23 protein-coding genes are annotated in these 22,244 nt (G+C 42.3%); 12 read left to right on the top strand and 11 right to left on the bottom strand.

The genetic code is table 11. From position 1 onward, the window contains the following. Window positions 1-26 precede the first annotated feature (26 nt). From ACYVJ6_RS15495 to ACYVJ6_RS15475, 5 genes are all read left to right on the top strand, one after another. Window positions 27-1,568 (top strand): YifB family Mg chelatase-like AAA ATPase, encoded by a 1,542-nt coding sequence (locus tag ACYVJ6_RS15495; protein WP_460695003.1) that lies wholly within the window; start codon window positions 27-29, stop codon window positions 1,566-1,568. A gap of 22 nt (window positions 1,569-1,590) precedes the next feature. Next, window positions 1,591-2,136, top strand: a complete 546-nt coding sequence (locus ACYVJ6_RS15490; RefSeq protein ID WP_460695002.1) for a hypothetical protein — start codon at window positions 1,591-1,593, stop codon at window positions 2,134-2,136. A 231-nt stretch (window positions 2,137-2,367) separates the two neighbouring features. After that, window positions 2,368-3,261 (top strand): alpha/beta hydrolase, encoded by an 894-nt coding sequence (locus tag ACYVJ6_RS15485; RefSeq protein WP_460695001.1) that lies wholly within the window; start codon window positions 2,368-2,370, stop codon window positions 3,259-3,261. 64 nt (window positions 3,262-3,325) lie between these two features. Continuing rightward, a complete protein-coding gene (locus tag ACYVJ6_RS15480) occupies window positions 3,326-4,222 on the top strand; it encodes an alpha/beta hydrolase (protein WP_460695000.1) in 897 nt (298 codons plus the stop codon). Window positions 4,223-4,246: 24 nt separating this feature from the next. After that, entirely contained in the window at window positions 4,247-5,317 is a 1,071-nt protein-coding gene (locus tag ACYVJ6_RS15475) for a carboxypeptidase-like regulatory domain-containing protein (protein ID WP_460694999.1), read from the top strand. 72 nt (window positions 5,318-5,389) lie between these two features. Here ACYVJ6_RS15475 and ACYVJ6_RS15470 read toward each other — a convergent pair whose 3' ends face one another. From ACYVJ6_RS15470 to rsmA, 3 genes are all read right to left on the bottom strand, one after another. Then, window positions 5,390-6,145, bottom strand: a complete 756-nt coding sequence (locus ACYVJ6_RS15470; protein WP_460694998.1) for a hypothetical protein — start codon at window positions 6,143-6,145, stop codon at window positions 5,390-5,392. Window positions 6,146-6,327: 182 nt separating this feature from the next. Further along, on the bottom strand, window positions 6,328-9,141 hold the full coding sequence (locus ACYVJ6_RS15465; RefSeq protein WP_460694997.1) for a hypothetical protein: 2,814 nt from the start codon (window positions 9,139-9,141) through the stop codon (window positions 6,328-6,330). A gap of 115 nt (window positions 9,142-9,256) precedes the next feature. Continuing rightward, complete coding sequence (gene rsmA / locus ACYVJ6_RS15460; RefSeq protein WP_460694996.1) at window positions 9,257-10,036, bottom strand: 16S rRNA (adenine(1518)-N(6)/adenine(1519)-N(6))-dimethyltransferase RsmA; 780 nt, start codon at window positions 10,034-10,036, stop codon at window positions 9,257-9,259. Between the two features lie 143 nt (window positions 10,037-10,179). On the opposite strand from rsmA, the gene pdxA reads away from it, so the two are divergent. The 3 genes from pdxA to ACYVJ6_RS15445 all read left to right on the top strand — a co-directional run bounded on the left by pdxA (window position 10,180) and on the right by ACYVJ6_RS15445 (window position 13,169). After that, entirely contained in the window at window positions 10,180-11,235 is a 1,056-nt protein-coding gene (gene pdxA, locus ACYVJ6_RS15455; protein ID WP_460694995.1) for a 4-hydroxythreonine-4-phosphate dehydrogenase PdxA, read from the top strand. Between the two features lie 115 nt (window positions 11,236-11,350). Next, complete coding sequence (locus ACYVJ6_RS15450) at window positions 11,351-11,779, top strand: CBS domain-containing protein (RefSeq protein ID WP_460694994.1); 429 nt, start codon at window positions 11,351-11,353, stop codon at window positions 11,777-11,779. 160 nt (window positions 11,780-11,939) lie between these two features. Next, a complete protein-coding gene (locus ACYVJ6_RS15445) occupies window positions 11,940-13,169 on the top strand; it encodes a DEAD/DEAH box helicase (RefSeq protein ID WP_460694993.1) in 1,230 nt (409 codons plus the stop codon). 147 nt (window positions 13,170-13,316) lie between these two features. Here ACYVJ6_RS15445 and cysM read toward each other — a convergent pair whose 3' ends face one another. Together cysM and epsC are read right to left on the bottom strand one after the other, a co-directional pair. After that, window positions 13,317-14,189 carry a cysteine synthase CysM gene (gene cysM / locus ACYVJ6_RS15440; RefSeq protein WP_460694992.1) on the bottom strand — a complete coding sequence of 291 codons (873 nt, stop codon included), beginning with the start codon at window positions 14,187-14,189 and terminating at the stop codon, window positions 13,317-13,319. Between the two features lie 4 nt (window positions 14,190-14,193). Continuing rightward, entirely contained in the window at window positions 14,194-14,997 is an 804-nt protein-coding gene (epsC, locus tag ACYVJ6_RS15435) for a serine O-acetyltransferase EpsC (RefSeq protein WP_460694991.1), read from the bottom strand. A 114-nt stretch (window positions 14,998-15,111) separates the two neighbouring features. Here epsC and ACYVJ6_RS15430 point away from each other — a divergent pair, with 114 nt between their 5' ends. Then, entirely contained in the window at window positions 15,112-16,242 is a 1,131-nt protein-coding gene (locus tag ACYVJ6_RS15430; RefSeq protein WP_460694990.1) for an alpha/beta hydrolase fold domain-containing protein, read from the top strand. Here the strand turns inward: ACYVJ6_RS15430 and ACYVJ6_RS15425 are convergent. Genes ACYVJ6_RS15425 through ACYVJ6_RS15415 form a run of 3 tightly spaced genes read right to left on the bottom strand, consistent with a single transcriptional unit; the run spans window position 16,227 to window position 18,488 of the window. Further along, window positions 16,227-17,009: a molybdopterin-dependent oxidoreductase gene (locus tag ACYVJ6_RS15425; protein WP_460694989.1), complete on the bottom strand. Its 783-nt coding sequence runs from the start codon at window positions 17,007-17,009 to the stop codon at window positions 16,227-16,229. The two genes, ACYVJ6_RS15430 and ACYVJ6_RS15425, sit on opposite strands and share 16 nt — an antisense overlap. Next, complete coding sequence (locus ACYVJ6_RS15420; RefSeq protein WP_460694988.1) at window positions 16,990-17,673, bottom strand: cytochrome b/b6 domain-containing protein; 684 nt, start codon at window positions 17,671-17,673, stop codon at window positions 16,990-16,992. Before ACYVJ6_RS15420 ends, ACYVJ6_RS15425 begins: the two co-directional genes overlap by 20 nt. Window positions 17,674-17,708: 35 nt before the next feature. Further along, entirely contained in the window at window positions 17,709-18,488 is a 780-nt protein-coding gene (locus tag ACYVJ6_RS15415) for a DUF1223 domain-containing protein (protein WP_460694987.1), read from the bottom strand. A gap of 134 nt (window positions 18,489-18,622) precedes the next feature. On the opposite strand from ACYVJ6_RS15415, the gene ACYVJ6_RS15410 reads away from it, so the two are divergent. From ACYVJ6_RS15410 to ACYVJ6_RS15400, 3 genes are read left to right on the top strand one after another with little or no spacing between them, the layout of a single operon-like run. Continuing rightward, on the top strand, window positions 18,623-19,189 hold the full coding sequence (locus ACYVJ6_RS15410; protein WP_460694986.1) for a sigma-70 family RNA polymerase sigma factor: 567 nt from the start codon (window positions 18,623-18,625) through the stop codon (window positions 19,187-19,189). Next, a complete protein-coding gene (locus tag ACYVJ6_RS15405; RefSeq protein WP_460694985.1) occupies window positions 19,165-19,467 on the top strand; it encodes a hypothetical protein in 303 nt (100 codons plus the stop codon). The genes ACYVJ6_RS15410 and ACYVJ6_RS15405 overlap by 25 nt, the downstream gene beginning before the upstream one ends. A 49-nt stretch (window positions 19,468-19,516) precedes the next feature. Beyond that, window positions 19,517-20,095, top strand: a complete 579-nt coding sequence (locus tag ACYVJ6_RS15400) for a peroxiredoxin-like family protein (protein WP_460694984.1) — start codon at window positions 19,517-19,519, stop codon at window positions 20,093-20,095. 16 nt (window positions 20,096-20,111) lie between these two features. Here ACYVJ6_RS15400 and ACYVJ6_RS15395 read toward each other — a convergent pair whose 3' ends face one another. Genes ACYVJ6_RS15395 through modA form a run of 3 tightly spaced genes read right to left on the bottom strand, consistent with a single transcriptional unit; the run spans window position 20,112 to window position 22,162 of the window. Continuing rightward, complete coding sequence (locus ACYVJ6_RS15395; RefSeq protein ID WP_460694983.1) at window positions 20,112-20,729, bottom strand: ATP-binding cassette domain-containing protein; 618 nt, start codon at window positions 20,727-20,729, stop codon at window positions 20,112-20,114. Then, complete coding sequence (gene modB, locus ACYVJ6_RS15390; RefSeq protein WP_460694982.1) at window positions 20,726-21,400, bottom strand: molybdate ABC transporter permease subunit; 675 nt, start codon at window positions 21,398-21,400, stop codon at window positions 20,726-20,728. The genes ACYVJ6_RS15395 and modB overlap by 4 nt, the downstream gene beginning before the upstream one ends. Beyond that, window positions 21,401-22,162, bottom strand: a complete 762-nt coding sequence (gene modA / locus ACYVJ6_RS15385) for a molybdate ABC transporter substrate-binding protein (RefSeq protein WP_460694981.1) — start codon at window positions 22,160-22,162, stop codon at window positions 21,401-21,403. It lies immediately after the preceding gene. Between the last annotated feature and the right edge of the window lie 82 nt (window positions 22,163-22,244).

Genomic DNA, 22,244 nt, shown 5'->3' with positions numbered 1-22,244 from the left:
AACTTACACCATCAAACTTTATTACATTGTTAGTTAAAACCTTTGGCAGCGCAGTTTACGGTATTGAGGCCATTACCATTACAGTTGAAGTAAATATCAGCGGAGGCAATATTTATTATATGATAGTCGGACTGCCTGATAAAGCCGTGAGCGAATCATGGCAAAGGATAGAATCGGCCCTGACAACAAATGATCTGCGTATGCCCCGGCAACGCATTATTGTGAACATGGCCCCTGCCGATATTAAGAAAGAAGGCTCATCCTACGATCTGACCATCGCCACGGCCATACTTGCCGCATCCGGGCAGATCAACACGGAGGAGCTGGGAAACTACCTGATCATGGGCGAACTGTCGTTAGACGGCGGCTTACAGCCTATAAAAGGCGCTCTATCTATCGCCATACAAGCCCGCAAGGATGGATTTAAAGGATTTATCCTGCCCAAACAAAACGCGAGAGAGGCCGCCATTGTAAACGACCTGGAAGTTTACGGTGTAGAAAGCATTAAAGAAGTTGCCGGATTTTTTAATGGCGATATAGAGTTAAAAAAGGAAGAAGTAAACACCCGCGAAGAATTTTATAATAGCTTGTGCAATTACGATAGCGACTTTAGCGAGGTTAAAGGACAGGAAAATATAAAAAGGGCTCTAGAGATAGCAGCCGCAGGCGGACATAACGTGATATTAATTGGTCCGCCGGGAGCGGGTAAAACTATGCTGGCGCGCAGGTTGCCATCCATACTGCCACCATTGAGTTTATATGAATCGTTAGAGACCACCAAGATACATTCGGTAGCGGGTAAGCTATCTGCCGCGGATGCGTTGGTGACTATCCGCCCGTTCAGGTCGCCCCATCATACCATTTCTGATGTTGCTTTGGTCGGCGGCGGCGGTAACCCGCAGCCCGGCGAAATATCTTTAGCGCATAACGGGGTGTTGTTTTTGGATGAGCTGCCCGAATTTAAACGTACCGCTTTAGAAGTAATGCGCCAACCACTGGAGGAGCGCAAAGTAACCATATCTCGCGCTAAGTTTACGGTTGATTACCCAAGCAGTTTTATGCTGGTAGCAAGCATGAACCCATGCCCGTGCGGTTATTATAACCACCCCGAGAGGGAGTGCATTTGTCCGCCGGGAATGGTGCAGAAATATCTGAGCAAAATATCCGGCCCATTGCTGGACAGGATAGACCTGCATGTAGAAGTTACCCCGGTAAACTTTAATGAACTGGCATCAGACAGGCTGGCCGAAAAAAGCGAGCTGATACGCGAACGGGTTATTAAGGCGCGCGAGGTACAAATTGAACGCTTTGGCGATAAACCCCACCTGCATGCCAATGCCCAAATGAGCCCGCAAATGGTGCGCGACCTATGCAAAATAACCGATGCCGGGCAAACCCTGCTTAAAAAAGCTATGGAAAAACTGGGACTATCTGCCCGGGCTTACGACCGCATCCTGAAAGTGGCCCGCACCATTGCCGACCTAGCTGGAAGTGAGGAAATAAAAATTGAACACCTGGCCGAAGCGATACAGTTTAGAAGTTTGGATAGAGAGGGTTGGGCTGGGTAGGCACGTATTGTTAACTCTTATTATGAAAAATATTACATATCGATTTATGAAAATTTATTTAATCCTATTATTAGCTTGCAGCACATACTTAGTTAAAGCGCAAAATTCAATGCTGGCAACTACCGATGTGCCTGGTGTTATTGTTCCCAAATTACCTGGAAAAAAGCCTGTTACTGTAGCAATTGGAGATACGGTTACGGTATATAAGTATTATTCTAAGTCGAACTTATGGGATGCAAAGTATAAAGGCACTTTAGGAGCAATTGATGATGAGATGCTAAAGCTCCAGGACAATTTGACGAGATTTAAAAAGACATTTATTCATAAAGAATTTAAAGCAGATATGATAAAAAAATATGGTGTTAAATACGGAACTCAAATTGCGAATGGCGAAGTAAGTATTGGCATGACAAGAAAAATGTTTGATGAGGTATATGGTAAACCAACCACTGTAAATCGTAGTGTTGGAGCCTGGGGAGTTCATGAACAATTGGTTTACGAAGATACTGATGGAAAATCAGAATATTTTTATTTTGAAAACGGCAAATTGACTAGTTGGCAAGATTGAATTGTAACCTCCACCCACTTGTCGAAGCTTGTAGCTTCCCCTCCTCTGGTCGAAGCTTTTAGCTTCTAAGCTGAAAGCTTAATAGCTAATGGGTCTAAATTACGCTTTGCTAAACTTAGACCAGCACGAACAACTCCGTATCAAACTATTTACAATCAGCCAGTTAAATGTTGTTTAAATTTATACAACCAAACTAACCAAACACAATTGTTGTAAACTAAATTGAGCATTATGAAACCCCTATCAACCATTAAACTCATAGCAAGCACATTTGCCTTATCAACTGTACTTTGCCTGTCGGCTTTTTCGCAGGCCACTCCTCCGGCACGTATGCCCGCCAACTTTGATGCTGCGCGTACCGATGTTGTACATGGTACCATGGAGACCATAACCTACCACTCGACAACTTTAGGAACAGACCGGAAAGCCACCGTGTATTTACCACCCCACTATTACAAAACCAATTGGTATTCGTCGCTTTATTTATTACCCGGCATAGACGGTGATGGAAAGAGATGGGTAACCGATGGCCACGTTAAAGAGATCATGGACAACTTGTATGAACTGGATAAAATCGCAAACTTTATAGTTATAATGCCTGACGGCCTTGCCGCTAAGGATGGTAACAGTGATGGGAGCGCACTCTCGGCAAAAGATAAAGCCGGACTTGCGGCGTTAGAAAAAGACCTGGTGGCTGACCTTCTCCCTGCTATTGAAAAAAAATACCCGGTACATATTGATTGGCAGATGCGCGCTATTGCGGGAGTTTCAACCGGCGGTGCACAGGCGTTGAATATTGCCCTGGCAAACACAGATAAATTTTGCTGGGTTGGTGCTTTTTCGCCCGCTTCAAATGTTAAAGCAGGTGCAGCCTTGACAACACCCGATCCGAAAATAAAGTGGCCGCTAACGTTTATATCAAGTGGTAATGCCGATACGCTTATAACCTATAGCATAAAAACACATGATTATTTAAATGCCATTAACCGGCCGCATATTTACTACATTGAGCCCGGTAAACATAATTTTGAAGTTTGGAAAAACGATTTCTACGTATTCGCGCAAACAATATTAAAACCTTATCGTTTGGATCTGCTTGATAAATTTGTATATACGAAGAAGTAGCTTAACGACGCTGATCGATGTAGAAAACGCATCAATAAGAATTAACTTTTATAATTAAACATTTATGAAAACACTATCACATATCAGAATAATGGCAGGTATGGTTGCCCTGTCATCAGTACTTTGCCTTTCGGCATTTTCGCAATGGCCAACTCCAAAACAAATGCCCGCCAATTTTGACGTGGCACGAACAGGTATTGCGCACGGTACTATTGAGACTATAACCTACCATTCATCTGTAACCGGGACCGACCGTAAGGCTACCGTTTATTTGCCACCGCATTACTACAACACCAACCGATACTCAACGCTTTACTTACTGCATGGTATTGGCGGAGACGAGAAAGAGTGGCTAAATGATGGCGGCCACCCCGAAATTATCCTGGATAATTTATATGCGGATGATAAGATCGCACAGATGATCGTAGTAATGCCTAATGGCCGTGCTTCAAAAGACGATACCCGTGCAAACGACCGCGACCCGGAGAAAGTAGCGGGTTTTGCCGCCTTTGAAAAAGAATTATTTGCCGACCTGATTCCATTCATTGAAAAGAAATATTCGGTTCATAGCGATCCGCAAATGCGTGCCATAGCCGGTTTATCAATGGGTGGCGGCCAATCCTTAAACTTTGCCCTGGGTAAGCCGGATAAGTTTATGTGGGTAGGTGCTTTTTCGGCCGCGCCTAATACCAAACAACCTGCCGAGTTGGTACCCGACCCCGAATTGGCTAAAAAGCAAATGATCTGGATATCATGCGGGTCAGAGGACGGGTTGATATTTAATAGTAAGCGAACACACGATTATTTAGTTGAAAAAAACGTACCACACGTGTATTACATTGAACCGGGCAAACATGATTTTAAGGTTTGGAAAAACGGCTTATATATGTTCTCGCAAATATTGTTTAAACCCTGGCAGCGCGAGACGGTGTTCCCTACTATAGTTTACGCTGAAAATTAGATAGACTGTATTTAAAAACAAATTTTGAAAAACCTATTAACCTGTAAAATTACATTACTCGTCTTGCTCCTGCTGCCCACCCTATTGTGCGCGCAGGTAATTAAGGGTACAGTTACTGATGCCGCAACCGGCAAGCCCATAGAGCAAGTGAATGTTTATTTGGCGGGTACAGTTGTGGGTACAACTACCGATAGCCAGGGAAATTTTACATTAAACATGGTTACCAAAACAAGCGCACCTATTTTGGTGAGTTATGTGGGTTATCAAACCAAAAAAATTGACGATTATACAGATAGTAAACCTATTAACATAGCCTTAAAGCGTAATGTTATAGCGTTAAACGAAGTTAAGGTTACTTCTGACAAAATAAGCCGGGCAAGGGCCATGCGAATATTTTTGCGGGAATTTATTGGCAGGAACAACAGCGAATGCGAGATAACCAACCCGCAGGATATTTACTTTAGTTATAAAAAAAGCGAGGACCTGCTAACGGCCGCTGCCGAAAAGCCATTGATCATCATGAATAAAAAGCTGGGCTATAAGGTCACTTATTTTTTAGCAGATTTTAGTTATAAGCCATACCTAACCAGTTATAAAGGGAATTATTTTTTTGAAGAGGATACCGCCGGGCTAAAACCCGAAAAAAGAATCAAGATGCTCAAAGCCCGCAACGAAGCCTACAAAGGCTCGAGGATGCATTTTATACGTGCTTTATGGGCCAATGAACTGGATAAACAAGGATTTGCCATGTACAGATCCATCAAAGCGGCTATTAATACCATAACCCCTTATGATCTTGACCCCAAAACCAGGTTGTTTTATGATGACATTGTACAGCTAAGCGAGGGCAAAAAGTTTATACTATTTCAAAAAGGCATTAATCCTAAAGATGCCCGGTTTGATAACAATGAAGTGTATGTTACCTACCAAAAATTTAACCCCGCTTTTTTACGGCAAACCGATAGCGGCAACGGAACAATTATAGAGCGAACCGGCTACCATGACGAAGGCCTGCAATGGAAGGACAATTTTGGTAAATGGCGCGTAGGCGAACTGCTGCCTTATGAGTTTGAGCCGTTGGAGGATATAGAATAACGTTAGCCATTAATGGCGACAGCCTTTATTTTACGCGAAAATCAATTTAAAACTATAGATTTTTAACGGGCGCTATTCAACTATCCCATACTCCCCCCAAAAATCAGTAGGCACATTGATCTCGGCAGTTAAGTTTGACCTCGAATCGGGCGAACGACTGAAATTAGGGGTGAATGACCGTCGCCCTCCGCCTGTAAACGGCCTTTCAACGCCATCTAACCTTACATGGTAGGCAAACGGTGTAGAAAAGTCAGCCAGGCCAAGCAGTTTTTTTGGGATCATAATTTCGCAAACAAGCACTTCATTGTCATAATTCATTTGGGCTTTTAACCCCTGTACATTATAAATGGATAGCACCGAGTCCTGTACCCCGTTCAAATTGTTTACGCTGATAAACTTAAACCCCTTGATCTCTTCAACAATATCTGCAGAATCTGTTAAAACTTTAAAATTAGACCTTACACGCCCCGTTTCTGTTACCTCATAACCCGCATCGGTGAGCGGAAAGGTGATAGACGGGCCATCATCTTTCTTTTTCCCGGAAGTGTTAATATTTAATGTCAACCCACCGGCCAATATTTTAGCTGTTGTACCAACATCTTCTGACCGGATAGCTAAATATAGATCATCGTCATTATTGGCCATGACGTACTCCAATCTTGTTGATTTATTATAAGCATTCAATTTTTCGGGCCATTCGTTTAACTTTCCGTCTACGTTTACTTCAGCCGGCAACAATTGGTTTCCCTCTTGCACGCTGGGTTGTTTTTGGGCGCAGGCCACGCCAATGCTTAGACAAAATATAAATGATAAAATGATATTTTTCATAGCGATCTTAATAAATGTATTACGGGTTATTCGTCCGTATTTGGACAAGTATAAAAAACGAGTGTCAAAACAACACGATCACTTTAATAACTGAAAATATGCCCGTTTAGTTTTAAGTAACATAAAAGTGGCATTAGTAGTGATCAAATTAATACAAGGGCAAAAGGAAAAAAGCCAAAAAGCTATTGGTTTAATTTGAGTTCCTTTTTTCCAAACCCTAATCCACCGCTCATATCTGTACCCTCAACAATAACCGAGTAATCGGCAGTTTTATCCGCGCTGTAAAACGATACGGTTGCCTTGCCAGCTGCATCGGTTATGATATTTGGCTGCCAAAATATAGTGGAGCGCATATCTGTGCCCACAGCCGTATTTTTGTTTTTAACCGTGTATTTGGGGCTATAAAATTGTTTTGGTAGCGTAAAGGCTAATGGTTTATATAAATAAGTGCCGGGTGTAACTCTCATAAACGGCCCTTGCTTTGAGCGGGTGGTTATCTCTATATAAGCATGTTTGTTAAACTGGGGAACTTCGCGGAGGCTCCTGCCTGGGAGCAAAACACTGGCGTATGCGCGGTTATATTTGGGTTGCTCCATCAATTCTATACCTAACACATCCTCGGCGGTATAGTAATTCAGATAATTCTTTATGTAGACAGCCCTTTCGTTCATTAGAAAAAGGTCTTTTTCTTCTTTTGATTTTCCTCGGGCAGTGTCCGGGAAAAAGTACTTATCAATGTCTACCCCATCAAAAACCAAACTAATTCTTTTACCATAAAGCAAGTAAGACATGGGTACTCTACACTCATCGGCCCTGCCGTTACATTTCCACCAAAACCCTTCAAGGACTATTCCCGGTATTTTTTCGAATAATAATTCTTCAAGTGTTTTTTTGCCTGCTTTAAGCATATCCTGCTCATCCAGCACCAGGTCGGCCTCGCCGGGGCCATTCAGGTTTTTTGAACCTTTTACTACTTTTTTGGCTTTGATACTCACTTCTCTTAGTTCCATGCCTTCGCCTTTGTATTCTTTCCTGGCTTTTTCTTCGGCAACCAAACTGGTTGCATTATTCAGCAAAGTGGTATCGGTATTTACGTACCATGGCGCAGGAATAAATTTATCCGACGTGAACTCAGGGAAAGTTTGCTCATCCATTTTAATAGTGACATTGTACTCCTTATGGTTCTTGTTGCGGGCCTGTAGTTTAAAAATAGCGGTATCCACCGGCCAGGTATCCCTGAATATGAAGCGCCCATCTTTACCGGTTAGGGTATCCATCATCACTACCGGTTTATTGCCCAGCAACACTATAGGTGAACGCTCCATGGGTTTACCAAACGCGTTGGTCACTTTGCCACTAACAATATATTCCTTTTCCGGCTGGTAGGTTATTGGCTTTGGTTCGGGGGATAGTATTTCCTTCCAATCATAACCTACCCAGCCCTGGGTAAGCATCAGGTTATCCAGCTCGGCATCCTTATTGCCGGTAAAGTAATATCCAGGCTGCTCTATCTCGCCTTTCAGGTCAGACGTCAGCAACAGGTTGGTAAGGATATTGCTACCCAGGCTATCCACACTAACCTGGCTGTTATCCGTTACAGCCATAGAAAAACTACCCTGCACCGGCTTGCCATCTTTGTCGGTAACGTTAACCGTTAAGGATACGCTGTCGCGAATTGTATAATTACTTTTATCAGGTTGGATATTAAGTTTCAACTCGTCTTTGTGGTTGATAAACACGATACGCTCATTAACCGGCTGCTGCGCTGAATTGAGTAAGGTAAAGCGGGTGATTCCCGTTGGGAACAAAATTTTGGCGATAGAATTACTTACTGCACCATTGATCAAGCTAATAGGCTCAGCGTAACACACAACACCCCTGGCTTGCCCAATAAGATAGTAGTTTGAGTTAACTCCTGTTGTGCCTTTAACATCAAGCGTCAGCGAATCACCCTTAGTGGCAACGCTTAATACTGTTCCGGCGGGTTTAATTGCAGGTAGTAAATAGCTTTTGCCATTAATTTTTGCCGAATAGCTTTCGCCCGCCTGCGGCGTAAACCCAAAGCTGCCCATACCTTTATAAGTTGTGTTTATTACAGCCACCTCGTTACCCTTGCTGTTATATAGCTTTCCTGAAACATTTATACCCATACCGTTTTCGCCGATAGCTTTTATGCCTATCTTAACAGGAATTCCTGCCACCAATGTGCCACCTTCGGGCATAAACTGCACATCCATATTTTGAGGGCGTGGCAACGTTACGGGAATAGTTAGTTCGGCATTACCAGCGATCATTGCTTTGATACTTAAAGGTTCATTTCCATCGGGCATAGCAAAGTTGAGTTTTACTTTGCCGTCCGGGTCAGTGGTAAATTTGTCTTTTGATACGTTCTTTTTGCCGCTCATCAATTTAAGCTCAACATCTTTAAAAGACATTAACTGTCCGTTAAGCATCCTGAACTGCAATGCTGTTTCTACCTGTTTGCCTTTTTCCTCAAACAAGCTGCTTACCAATACCGGGTTGCCTTGATGGGCCGATACCGTGATGTTCTTTTTAAAGATATAATCTTCGCCAAAATTGCGCATCCAGTTGGTGTAGGCGCGCAGGGTATAGTTCCCCTGTTTTACTTCAGCGGTATCCAGCGCGATATCTGCCCACGCCAGGCCCATACTTACAGGAAGCATCATTCTTTTAATGTTTTTGCCCCCCTCGTTATCCAGCTCTACATACAATATACCACTCAAGGCAGATGGGAATCTATAATCTCCATTCAGCAAATAGGCTTTAAGTCTTAATGTATCGCCGGTTAAATAAACAGGCTTATCGGTTTGGACGTATAGCTTTTCAAACGGCTTTTTTTCGTAAGTACTTAGGGTGGTTTTAACTATGTTTTTTAACAGCGGGTCGGTAATGCGTTGTGCCTGCGCTGAAACACACCAAAAAAACAGTGGTAGCAATAAAATTTGGCGCAACTTGTTGACTTCACTAAAACGCATAAGGTATTCAGGATAATGGTTATCACTAAGATATACATTAAAATGAACATAACGAACACCTTAGTTAAAAATATTACAAGTGTTCCAAAATGTTCCACGGCGTAAAATGGAACACCTATCTTGTTGCTGCTACAGAGTTAGTCAGACGTATAAAATCTTCCACATTTAAACGCTCGGCGCGAAGGTCAAGCAAAGGGTCATCAACCATTTTTTCTTTATTAACTAGGGATGAAACCGCATTGCGCAATGTTTTGCGGCGCTGGTTAAACCCGGCCTTTACTACCTGCCAAAAAAGTTTTTCATCGCAGGCCAGCTCGGTTGTTTCATTACGGGTTAGCCTTATTACGGCAGATAGTACTTTAGGCGGCGGATTAAACACCCCGGCTTTTACGGTAAATAAATACTCCACCTTATAATAGGCCTGCAAAAACACGCTCAATATGCCATATTCTTTACTGCCGGGTTTGGCGGCGCAGCGTTCGGCTACTTCTTTTTGAAACATGCCCACAACCTCAATCACCTGCTGGCGGTTATCCAGCACCTTAAATAATATTTGCGAGGAGATGTTGTAGGGAAAATTACCAATAATGCCTAATGGTCCGTTAAACGTAGCGGCAAAATCCAACTGCAAAAAATCGGCGTTTAATAAGCGGTTACCCAGTTGTGGATACTTTTTTTGCAGATATTGAACGGACTCATCGTCAATATCAATTAACGAGGTTTCGTACTCTTTTTTCTCCAATAAAAAATCAGAAAGTATGCCCATACCGGGACCAACTTCAAGCACCTGGGTATATTTATTTTCGGGGCGCAGGCTCTCCACTATCTTGGCGGCTATGTTTTTATCCGTTAAAAAATGCTGCCCTAAATGTTTTTTTGCCCTTACCAATGTCATTATTAATCAAATATTTGAGCAAATTAAGTCATATTTGTGCTTTAAACCCGAATGCTAAGCGCAAAAACTTTTATTTTTGGCGGATTTGTAGCTGGCGTACGATATCGATGCGATCAAATAACATCGGTGTAATCATTATAAAAATGGATAATAAACTTAAAATAGGTATCAGTATTGGCGATGTAAATGGTATAGGATTAGAGATCATCATTAAAACCCTGGCAGATGCCGCTATATATAATTACTGCACTCCCATTGTGTACGGGCAAACCAAGGTAGCCTCGTTTTACCGCAAGACCACCGAAGTAACCGAGCTTAATTTTAATGTGATCAATAGCCCGGCAGAGGCGCAGCCTAAACTTGCCAACATGATCAATTGCTGGGAGGAGGATGTGAAAATTGAGCCGGGCGTAGCTAATAAAGAAGTTGGTAAATATGCGTTCTCGTCATTAGAACGCGCCACCAATGACCTGGTAAACGGCGAAATAGATGCGCTGGTTACCGCGCCGATAAATAAAGATACGATACAGAGCGACCTGTTTAATTTCCCGGGCCATACCGAGTATTTGCAGCAGCGCGATGGTGCCGAAGACAGCTTAATGTTTTTGGTGAGTGATACCTTGCGCGTGGGCGTAGTTACCGGCCATGTGCCCATCACCAAAATAGCCGAAAGCATTACTGCGGATAAAATAGTGGCCAAACTAAAGCTGATGAACAACAGCTTGAAAAATGATTTTTGGATACGCAAACCACGGATTGCGGTTTTAGGGTTAAACCCTCACGCCAGCGACAACGGTTTGATTGGTACCGAAGAACAGGAAACCATTATTCCCGCTATTGAACTGGCACGCGAAAGCGATGTACTGGCCTTTGGTCCGTATGCGGCAGATGGGTTTTTTGCTAACGCGACCTATTTGCAGTTTGACGCGGTACTGGCCATGTACCACGACCAGGGCTTAATCCCATTTAAGCAGATAGCGTTTGAATCGGGCGTAAACTTTACGGCAGGCCTAAAATTTGTACGCACCTCGCCCGACCACGGAACCGCGTTTGATATTGCAGGAAAAAACCTGGCTTCGGCCATTTCTTTCCGCGAGGCATTATTTACGGCATTACATATTGTAAAGCATCGATTGGAGGGTGCCGAGCTGAACGAAAACCCACTGGCATTTGGCAAGCTGAGCAGGGATAGGGATTAGGTTATCAACACAAGAAGTACACAAATGTTAATATAACGGCCTCAAAACGAGGTCGTTTTTATTTTCAATTAATTATATTTGAAATAACCATTATTTACTTAGCCCTTTTATTGTTATGCGTAAAGTTTCTCATATACTTGCCCGTAAGGGTAATGAAGTAGTAACTATTGATGCCAGCACCTTAGTTTTGGATGCCTTGAAACTAATGGCTGAGAAAAGCATTGGCGCGGTAGTAGTTATTGAACATGGAGAATACGCAGGAATATTAACAGAAAGAGACTATGCCCGAAAAGTGATCCTGGAAGGGCGCTCATCTGACCATACTACAGCCGGTGAAATTATGAGTACCAATATTCCCCATGTTTTACCTGAAAACTCCGTTGAAAACTGTATGCATATCATGACCGAAAGCAAATTGCGCTATTTACCGGTTTTTAATTATAATAAATTGGAAGGCATTGTTTCGATGAGCGATGTGGTAACAGAAACCATCCTCTCTCATGAAGCCACAATAGAACAGTTGCAAAATTATATACAGTCATAAATATAACTTACCATATTAAAGACAAGCCCCTGCACCCGTAAAATGGCAAATTCTTTTTACTGGTAATAAGCTTCAAACCGTTATCGGATACCAACACCCAAGCTCAAAATACCGCTAACACACATTTTTTGCTTATCTTGTACGCACACAAAAAGATATAGTGACTTTTCAAGATTTTAATTTCAACGAACATTTATCAGAAGGATTGAACAGCATGGGTTATGTAAACCCTACGCCAATCCAATCAATGGCCATACCGAAAATATTAGACGGCAAGGATCTGATCGCCTGCGCACAAACAGGTACCGGTAAAACAGCGGCATTTTTATTACCCGTTTTAGAAAAAATAGGCCGTAATATAGAGGAGAAAACCCTCGCCCTGATTCTAACTCCAACACGTGAACTGGCCCAGCAAATAGACCAACAAGCCGAAGGCTTAGCTTATTTTACAGGCATAAGTTCTATAGCGGTTTTTGGTGGCGGCGATGGCCATATCTACGAGCAGCAGCGCCGTGGTATACAAAACAATGTAAACATCATTATTGCCACACCTGGCAGGCTGATAGCTCACCTTACATCGGGTGTGTTAAAGCTTGACCAGATCAAATACCTGGTACTGGATGAAGCCGACCGTATGCTGGATATGGGTTTTTCGGACGATATCATGCGCATTATTGGCTATCTGCCTAAAAAACGTCAAACGTTGTTGTTTTCGGCCACCATGCCAGGGCGCATACGTAACCTGGCAAAATCGGTATTGACTGACCCGGAGCAAATAAGCATTGCTATATCACAACCGGCTGTAGGTATTGATCAGCAGATATATAAAGCGCATGACGCGCAAAAAACCCCGCTACTGCTACACCTTTTAAAAGAGGGCGCTTATTTAAGCACTATTATTTTTGCTTCGCGAAAAGAACTGGTTAAATCGTTATACAAAGAAATGAAGGCCGCTAAAATTAATGTGGCTGCCTTCCACTCTGACCTGGAACAAAAGGAACGCGAGGATATTTTACTACAATTCAAAAACAAGCAGCTTCCGGTTATTATTGGCACCGATGCTTTATCGCGCGGTATTGATGTGGAAGGGATTGATTTAGTTATAAACTACGATGCCCCCGGCGACGCGGAAGATTATATACACCGTATAGGCCGTACCGCACGTGCAGCAACTACGGGTACAGCTATTACTTTCGTTAATCATCGCGATGAGCGTAAGCTAAAAAGCATTGAGGACCTGATAGACCGAAAACTGCCTGTACATGAAATACCACCACACATAGCTTCTATTGCCGAGGTAAGGTCTGCTCACGTACCCAATAAAAACAACCGGGATCGCGGTAAAAAGAAGGTTTGGAATAAAGGGCCGAGGAATAAGCCGGCTAGTTAAATTATTAAGACCGTCATTGCGTGGAACGAAGCAATCTCTATGATTGCAAATCAGTTTCCACGATGATGTTTTGAAACGCCATTTATCTTTTGACTGGCTGGTGCAGAGATTGCTTCGTTCCTCGCAATGACGCCCGGTGAAGTAGGTTTACCCAAACAACTCGCTGCTCAGGTACCTATCACCCCGGTCGCAGCAAATAAATACTATAGTGCCTTCGGTAAGCTCTTGCGCTAAGCGGATAGCTGCCGACAACGCGCCGCCACTGCTCATGCCCGCAAATATGCCCTCGTGCTTAACCATCTGGCGTGTCATAGCTACGGCTTCTGCTTCTGAAATATCCATTACCCTATCTACTCTTGATGGGTCGAATATTTTTGGCATATAAGCTTCCGGCCAACGGCGTATGCCGGGTATTGACGATCCATCAGTAGGCTGGCAGCCTACAATTTGTATATCGGGATTTACCTCTTTAAAAAATCTGGAGCAGCCCATTATCGTGCCGGTAGTACCCATAGAACTCACAAAATGCGTTATTTCATTGTTGGTATCGCGCCAAATCTCTGGGCCGGTAGTTTTATAATGCGACAGGTAATTATCTGCGTTAGCAAACTGGTTCAGCATAAAATAGCCGTGGTTGGCAGCTTTATCTTCGGCGTAATCGCGGCAGGCTTCAATGCCTTCTAATAGTGTTACTTTGGCACCAAAAGCTTCCATGGTTAGCGTGCGTTCGCGGGTGGAATTTGATGGCAGTACCAATTCAATCTCCAGGTCAAACAAACCGGCTATCATAGCCAGGGCGATGCCCGTATTGCCACTGGTAGCCTCAATTAGTTTGGTGCCGGGTTTAATATCGCCGCGCTCCAGAGCGCTTTGTATCATGTTATGGGCCGCACGGTCCTTTACACTGCCGCCGGGGTTATTACCCTCCAGCTTGCCATATATTTTAACGTTGGGATTGGGATTAAGCCTTTTGATCTCAACTAACGGGGTATTCCCTATCAGGTCTAATATTCCTGCCATGATGTTAAACGTTTTTTAAAACCTTTATAACCGGGGTATGGTAAACGGTAGAGTTTGGCGCAACACTTTTAGTTAGCCATACATTACCACCAATAACGCTATTATGCCCAATAATGGTATCGCCGCCCAAAATAGTAGCGCCCGAGTAAATCACCACATTGTCGCCCACGGTTGGGTGGCGTTTGGTATCGGCCATGCTTTTGGCTACGCTTAACGCGCCTAAGGTTACCCCCTGGTAAAGTTTTACATTTTTACCAATATGGGTGGTTTCGCCAATAACAGTACCTGTACCATGATCTATATAAAAATACTCGCCCACCTGCGCGGCCGGGTGTATATCAATGCCCGTTTTTGAATGGGCATACTCCGTTAATATGCGTGGTATTAAAGGGATGTCATATTTATTTAACAAGTGCGCAACCCTGTAACAGGATATAGCAAAAAAACCCGGATAGGCACGTATAACCTCAAACTCGCTGCGTGCAGCCGGGTCGCCGTTAAAAATGGCTTGTATATCGGTGTTTAGTATCCGGTATAGTTCCGGCAATTCGCTAAAAAAGGCTTTAGCTAATTCTTCAATATTACAATCGCTGCAAGCTTTGGTAGCCTTCATGATGTCGCAAAGCTCATTCTCCAGACGTTTAAAATCCTGCTTTAATTCATTAACAGAACTAAATACTTTTTTTGACTGCTCGGGATATAGCAAACGGATAACCTGCATGGCCCACCCGGTAATCGTTTCGTTTGAAGGTACCGATTCGGCTTGTTGCTGCTTGTTTAAAATTTGCTCGTAGAAATCCTCGTTCATGTGTAACTGATTGCTTTACCTTGCAAGTTTAGATAAAAAAATGTTTTTAATATGTAATAATTCAGACGATTGTCCGGTGGTTTTCGTAAATCGCTATAAAATGTTGATATCCTCATGGTGCGATTAGTGTTACTCATCTTATTTTTTTTAATATCATTATTAGCGGTGTCTAATGCGCCTACTTATCATTTATGGCTATTAGCGATAATGGTTACCGAGTATTGCTGGATATTTATTATTACTACTATTATATTATTGGGGCTGGGGTTTTGGTTCAAAGCTTACCAACTTCCTTCAACGGTAGTTGGGTTAATAGCATTGGCACTATTTTGCTCGACAATAATAAGGGCGTATAACGTGGCGGATGATTTACCAAATGGTCTTACTAAAGTTTTTGGTCCAAGTAGTTTAAAAGCGAATCCTTTTCAGGTTTTCAAAATGTTTGCCGATAAACCGGACGAGATTAAATACAGCACAAAAACTTATGCTACTTATCACGACAATACCAGTTTAACGCTTGATTATTACCCCGCTCAAAGACCGGGTAACCGCCCATGTGTAGTACTGATACACGGCGGTTCATGGAGCAGCGGCGATAGCCAGCAATTGCCCGAGTTAAATAACTATTTAGCCAAAACTGGCTATAATGTAGCATCTATCAACTATCGCATGGCACCAAAGTATCAAAGCCCAGCTCCATTGGATGATGTACGAGCGGCTTTAACTTACTTACGCGCCCATGCAAACGAACTAAAAATTGATACTACCAACTTTGTTTTGTTAGGGCGTTCTGCCGGGGCACAAATAGCGATGCTGGCAGCATACACCCTGCATGATAAAGCCATTAAAGGTGTGATAGATTTTTATGGCCCTGCCGATATGGTTTGGGGGTATAGTAAACCCGCAAATAAGCTGGTGATGGATTCCCAGGGTGTTATGGAGCGTTATTTAGGAGGAACCTATAAACAGGTTCCACAAAATTACGCGGCAAGCTCACCTATTGAACACGTAGACAAACAATCGCCGCCGACATTAATTATTCATGGTGGCAATGATGTATTGGTGGCCTATGAGCATAGCAACCGGTTAAGTAAAAAGTTAACGGAGAATAACATTAAACATTATTGGCTAAAGTTGCCCTGGGCCACACACGGGTTTGATTATAATCTGAACGGGCCCGGCGGGCAATTGTCTACCTATGCGGTTACCCGGTTTTTACAGGCAGTAACTTATAAACCGGAATAATAATCATACCCCCGCTCGGCCCAATAATCGCGTGGGCGATTATTACTAAAGCTAATGCTGCCGATGCGTTTTAGGTTTTTAATACCATACTTAACCGGGATGATCAACCTTAATGGTGCGCCATGTTCTAATGGTAGCGCCTTATCATTAACTTCATAAGCTAACAGGGTTTGCGGGTGCATGGCACTTGGCGTATCCAAACCTACATAATAACGACCATCCGGCGTTTCCATGCCTACGTATTCCATTTTGGCTTGCTCATCCAGTTTATAATGAGCTATAAAATCGCTGAACTTTACACCGCCCCAATGCGATATCTGGTCCCAGCCCTCCACGCATTTAAAATCAAAAATGAGCTCCGTTTTGGGTAATGCTTTCAGTTCATCTAAGGTTATGTTCAAGGTTTCAGCAGGCGATTTTTTTACCTCCAGTTTCCAGGTTGCCGGGTCAAATGGTTTATAAGGCTCTATCCCGATATGGCTGTTAACCCTTACCTTTTCGGCGGCCATTGATTTGGGGTAGGTTTTAACCAGGTTATTATTGCTGAAGAAATTCCTGAAAAACAACTCGGTTTTATTTAATGCCCGGCGCAAAGGTTTATGGGCGCCGCCGGTAATTCCTTTGGTCTCAATTGGCGAATTATATAACCATTTCCAGCCACCATACGCGGCGCCACCCAATCCAATAAATGCAGCGAACGAAACAAACGTCCGCCGGTTGATTTTTTGATCGGTAGTCAACGGTTTTTTAGTTTTTTTCGCCGTCATCTTTTTTTGATTTATCATTAACCACCTCAAAGCCGGTTATAACCGACCTGAAATTATTCCATCCTGCTAAAATAACCTGGATGATGTGTATCATAAAAAATAATACATAGCCAACGGTCAACGCAAAATGCCATATCCGTGCTAAATGGTAACCTCCGCATAACCAGGTTAGGTAATAAAACTGTACCGGCTTATAAATAGCCAACCCCGTAATTAACGAACCAAGCCCCATCACTATTATAGCCGAATAGGCGATACGTTGGGCGGCATTATATTTATTTTGAGGAGGTAAACCCTTGCGGATATGCAGGTCGTGTAGTAAAACCAGCCAGGCTTCTTTAAACGAATTTCGTTTGGGGACAAGTTCGCGCCACTCGCCGGATATCCAGGTATACAACACATACAATATGCCATTGATGGTAAAAAACCACATAAACAGAAAGTGAAAAGCCATACCTTCTGACAGGCGGTGTACGATATTAAACTCTTTATAAAACCATTGCGGGAAGAATTTGAAATAAGTATGCCCGAACAAGGTGATAGAATAGGTATCGCTTGCCCAATAGATCAAGATTCCGCTCCATATCATAATGGCCAGTATGGGAAAGTTTACCCAGTGGAACCATCGCATGGCTAAGGAATGTTTTTCTTTGATCTTTTTCATCCGAAGTGAATTTAGCAATTATATTTATTACGTGGTTATATAGCAGGTACAATTACCGATCTTGTCGCTCCGGTAATTTCCCCGGTAACCGTGTTTTGCAGCAATCCTATTATTTCAAAGTTTTGCGCATTAAAACCATTAGGTAAAGTTAAATTGGCTGTACCTGATTTCCCCTTATTTATGGAGACCGTTTGCAAGTCGCGCACAATTTGTACGTGCGACAGCGTCCGGCCTGAATTTTCGCCGGCCTTAATAACATTTTTTGCTGATCTTTCAACTAAAGCCAATAATAGGTTATTGTTGATTAAATTTCCTTCAAGCGCGTAACTCACAGAGGCTTTTTTATTAGAAGCCTGAACATTACTTAACAATAATTTAGCTTGAGCTTCTTTTGATAATGCGCTTTTAATTGCACTACGCAAATTCCCCTCCTGCGACCCTATAAATTCTTTTTTACCATTAACCACTATTTGTGGCGTATACACCGATGATGTTTTTAAATAATGAGCATAATCATTCTGCCTGTTTGAATATTCGGCATTACTAAATACGTCTTTCCACCCCAACCTGTTCCAATAGTCAACATGAAATGCTAAAATATAAACCTGGCTGTTGTTTTCCTTTTGAATTTTTGAAACCAACTCGTCTGCCGGCGGGCAGCTTGAGCAGCCCTCTGATGTATACAGCTCAACTACAGCGAAGCTGCTGTTTGCTGCTGTTGTTTTTATAGCGGACTTTGGCTTGATAAAGGACAGTATTATAAAGGCGCCTATGATAGTTGCCAAGCCAGATAGAAATATTTTGTATGTACTCATAATTGGTACGCTTTAATGGTTGATATACGTGTTTTGTCGTAATAGGAACCGAAACCTTACAATAAATTTAATAATTATATTTACTGTAAGGTTTTATAGGGTTGCCCGACTAAATATTACAACTTATTAATTAAATGCTATTACCACCAATCATTGATCCGCACAACTGGGTTAAGAATCATGCCGATTATTTATATAGGTATACCCTAAGCCGGATTAACGATGAAGATCAGGCCCGCGATCTGGTACAGGAAACCTTTTTGGCTGCTTTAGAACGGGTGGATAAGTTTGAAGGGAAAAGCACGGAACGAACGTGGTTAACCGCTATTTTAAGGAATAAAATTGTTGATGTGTACAGAAAAAAATCGTCGGGATTAGGCACCATCAATATAGATAGCGAGGCACAGGACCCGCAAGATTATTTTGAACAGGATGGCCATTGGAAAGAAGAACATTGGCCAATGGCATTTGGGGTTGAGGATGTTGATCCACTACACAATAAGGAATTCAATAAAGTACTACAAAAGTGTATGCAAAAACTACCTGCTTTATGGCTGGCTGTTTTTACTATGAAACATATAGATGATGAACCAACCAATACCATATGCGCAGAGCTTAAAGTATCTGATGCTAACTTTTGGGTGATTATCCATCGTGCAAAACTTAACCTGAGGGCATGTCTTCAAAAAAACTGGATATAGGTATGGGCGAGCTAAGAAATATAATATATAACTGTAAGCAGGCTACTTACCTTATAGAGAAACAGCAGATCGGGAAGATCACCCTTCGCGAAAAGGTACAATTGCACATTCACCTTTATGGTTGCTCCATATGTAAATTGTTTAACAAACAAAGCAGTATGATAAATGCGATGATCAAACAGCTTTTAAATAATACCCATTCGCCGGAAATAAAACTGGAAGAAGGGTTTAAAAATGATCTGCAAAACAAGATAGAAGAAGAATTAAATAAAAATTAAGTTTTGTAAGGAACGGATATTATTATCGACTAAGCTCAAAAAAACTGACATGAAAAAAGCAACACTTATCATCACATTTATTTTTATCACTCTGCAACTTTACGCGCAAAACGGTCTTAAAAAGGGCGATGCCGCACCCTTGTTTACAGCGGTAGACAATTCGGGTAAAAAGATAGACCTGAAAAACATTTTAAAAGAGCATAAATCGGTAGTGTTGTTTTTTTATCGCGGACAGTGGTGCCCGTATTGTAATAAATACATACAACAATTGCAGGATTCATTGCAGACGTTAACCGCTAAAGGGGCTTATGTTATTGGCGTTACTCCCGAAACAGGGGAAAACATCAACAAAACCATCAACAAAACGCACGCATCATTTTCAATGATTCAGGACAAAGGCTACAGCATCATGAAAAGTTACGACGTAAACTATGTGATGGACCCAACCTTGTTTGCCCGTTACAAAAGCAGCGGGGTTGATTTGGAAGCTAATAATGGCAATACTGACCATGTGTTACCTGTACCGGCAACCTACATTATTGATAAAAGCGGCAAATTGGTTTTTGTACACTTTGATAAAGACTTCAAGCACAGGCCGACCATAAAAAGCCTTTCAGAAGCATTATAATATTAAAAGCGGGTTGTTAAGTAATTAGCAACTCGCTTTTTGTTAAAGCCTCTACTTCCTGCGGGTTATGGCTCACAATTAATACGGTTGCCCCCAACTCTTTAAACAGCCCCTTTAAATCAGCTATCAAAGCATTTTTCATTTCCGGGTCCAGGGCCGAAAAGGGCTCGTCCATTAAAAGTAATTTGGGTTTAATAGCCAATGCCCTTAAAATAGCCAAACGCTGCTGCTGTCCGCCGGATAAGTGTTCGGGTTTATGCTTCTGCAACGTTTCTAATTTGCCAATTGTTAGTAAGCGGTCCGTCCAAGCCGCATCATTAGTGGCATATTCCAGATGTTGCCTCACGTTCATATTGGGAAATAAAGCATAATCCTGGAATACAAAACCCGTCAGCCGTTTTTGTGGCGGCAAGTCGGTTCCTGTTTCAGTATCCAACCATGTAGTATTATCAACTGTTATGCGCCCTGTTTCGGGTGTAATCAACCCGGCAATAATTTTTAAAAAAGTGGTTTTACCTGAGCCGGATGGTCCGAATATTTTGGTAATGCTGCCAGCTTCAAATTTCCTTGAAACTTTCAGCACCCTTTTGCCCTGATAGGCCTTCAGATTTTTTTCTATGTCGATGCTGATCATTCTAACGGACTTTTAGCCTGGTATTTATTATAAAAAAACACGCTTATCACCATTACAAAAGTTAACGATAACAGAATAAGCGAATATGTATTGGCTGCTGCATAATCCATCCGCTCAACCGAGTCATAAACCGCTATAGATGCTACACGGGTAACATTGGGTATATTTCCGCCTATCATCAAAACCACGCCGAACTCGCCCAAAGTATGCGCAAAGGTTAATACAATAGCGGTTAGTAATGATGGTTTGATATTGGGTAATAATACTTTTAAAAAGGTTTGTCGCTGAGTTTTACCTAATGTGTATGATGCCTGTGACAGAGATGTGGGCAATTGCTGCAGCGCCGATTTGATGGGCCCAATCATAAACGGCATGCTGTAAATAAATGAGGCCAGCACCAATCCCTGGAAGGAAAAAACAAATTCTACGTCAAAAACTTCCTGCAGCCATTTACCTATCCCGCGTTGCGGACTAAAGGCCAGCAATAAATAAAATCCTAATACGGATGGAGGCAAAACCAACGGCATAGTAATGATGGCCTCAATTATTGTTTTTATAATGGACCGGCCTTTTGACAGCCACCTGGCTACCGGCAATCCAATAACCAGCAATAGCACCGTAGTTATCGCCGCTAATTTTAAGGTGAGCCATATGGGAGACAGGTCTATCACTTATTTTACTTTATAGCCATATTGCACAAAAATCCCTTTTGCCGCAGCGCTTTGCAAGTAGTTAAAAAATTTCTGTGCGGCTTCTTTATTGGGGCTGTTTTTTAATATCACCATACCCTGTTCAATGGGCGAATAAAGTTTAGGGTCGATAACCCGCCAATGAAGTTTGGTTTTATTGGCCGGATCTTTAATTAGCGCCTGTGTGGTAAACCCCAGTTCAACTGATCCGGTTGTGATATAGGTATTTACCTGCGAAATACTTTCGCCATAAACCAGTTTTTTTTGAAGGTTACCCAATATGCCTTTGCGTTGTAATACTTGTTGAGCCGCCACTCCGTACGGAGCGATAGATGGATTAGCTATCGCGATCTTTTTAACGCGATTGGTTAATAAGGCACGTTGCCAGTTTTCAAATCCTATGTTTTTGCTGCTGCAAATTACCAGGCTGCCATAGGCATAAATAACCGGTGCTTGTAGGGCCAGGCCAACTTTATCTAAAGCATTGGGGAAACTCATATCTGCAGATAAAAAAACATCAAAAGGGGCACCATTTTTTATTTGGGCTACCAACTTGCCCGATGAACCAACAATAGGCTCAATTTGAATGCCCGTTTTTTGCTTAAAATCTTTCTGTAAAACGGCAATAACCGACTGCAAATTAGCTGCTGCCGCCACCCGCAAGTTTTGCGCGAATACAGGCAAATATAACAAACCGGCTAACGCCAGGGCGGTTATGTATTTAAAGCCGGGTGTTATTTTCATAGTTGATTAATTCAGCAGGTTATCAAACTTATTAAAAATGTTTAAAGGGAGCGCAATAAAAAAGGTGAAAACATTGCTGCTT

It is taken from the genome of Mucilaginibacter puniceus, assembly GCF_054783175.1.
Note: the sequence above shows the minus strand (reverse complement) of the source record. Positions and strands in the feature narration are given on the sequence as shown.

Bases quoted from the DNA above. Each gene is read 5' to 3' on its own strand.
- ACYVJ6_RS15490 (WP_460695002.1), top strand. From the start codon at position 1,591: ATGAAAAATATTACATATCGATTTATGAAAATTTATTTAATCCTATTA.
- ACYVJ6_RS15485 (WP_460695001.1), top strand. From the start codon at position 2,368: ATGAAACCCCTATCAACCATTAAACTCATAGCAAGCACATTTGCCTTA.
- ACYVJ6_RS15480 (WP_460695000.1), top strand. From the start codon at position 3,326: ATGAAAACACTATCACATATCAGAATAATGGCAGGTATGGTTGCCCTG.
- ACYVJ6_RS15470 (WP_460694998.1), bottom strand. From the start codon at position 6,145: ATGAAAAATATCATTTTATCATTTATATTTTGTCTAAGCATTGGCGTG.
- ACYVJ6_RS15465 (WP_460694997.1), bottom strand. From the start codon at position 9,141: ATGCGTTTTAGTGAAGTCAACAAGTTGCGCCAAATTTTATTGCTACCA.
- rsmA (WP_460694996.1), bottom strand. From the start codon at position 10,036: ATGACATTGGTAAGGGCAAAAAAACATTTAGGGCAGCATTTTTTAACG.
- pdxA (WP_460694995.1), top strand. From the start codon at position 10,180: ATGGATAATAAACTTAAAATAGGTATCAGTATTGGCGATGTAAATGGT.
- ACYVJ6_RS15450 (WP_460694994.1), top strand. From the start codon at position 11,351: ATGCGTAAAGTTTCTCATATACTTGCCCGTAAGGGTAATGAAGTAGTA.
- cysM (WP_460694992.1), bottom strand. From the start codon at position 14,189: ATGGCAGGAATATTAGACCTGATAGGGAATACCCCGTTAGTTGAGATC.
- epsC (WP_460694991.1), bottom strand. From the start codon at position 14,997: ATGAACGAGGATTTCTACGAGCAAATTTTAAACAAGCAGCAACAAGCC.
- ACYVJ6_RS15430 (WP_460694990.1), top strand. From the start codon at position 15,112: ATGGTGCGATTAGTGTTACTCATCTTATTTTTTTTAATATCATTATTA.
- ACYVJ6_RS15425 (WP_460694989.1), bottom strand. From the start codon at position 17,009: ATGACGGCGAAAAAAACTAAAAAACCGTTGACTACCGATCAAAAAATC.
- ACYVJ6_RS15420 (WP_460694988.1), bottom strand. From the start codon at position 17,673: ATGAAAAAGATCAAAGAAAAACATTCCTTAGCCATGCGATGGTTCCAC.
- ACYVJ6_RS15415 (WP_460694987.1), bottom strand. From the start codon at position 18,488: ATGAGTACATACAAAATATTTCTATCTGGCTTGGCAACTATCATAGGC.
- ACYVJ6_RS15410 (WP_460694986.1), top strand. From the start codon at position 18,623: ATGCTATTACCACCAATCATTGATCCGCACAACTGGGTTAAGAATCAT.
- ACYVJ6_RS15405 (WP_460694985.1), top strand. From the start codon at position 19,165: ATGTCTTCAAAAAAACTGGATATAGGTATGGGCGAGCTAAGAAATATA.
- ACYVJ6_RS15400 (WP_460694984.1), top strand. From the start codon at position 19,517: ATGAAAAAAGCAACACTTATCATCACATTTATTTTTATCACTCTGCAA.
- ACYVJ6_RS15395 (WP_460694983.1), bottom strand. From the start codon at position 20,729: ATGATCAGCATCGACATAGAAAAAAATCTGAAGGCCTATCAGGGCAAA.
- modA (WP_460694981.1), bottom strand. From the start codon at position 22,162: ATGAAAATAACACCCGGCTTTAAATACATAACCGCCCTGGCGTTAGCC.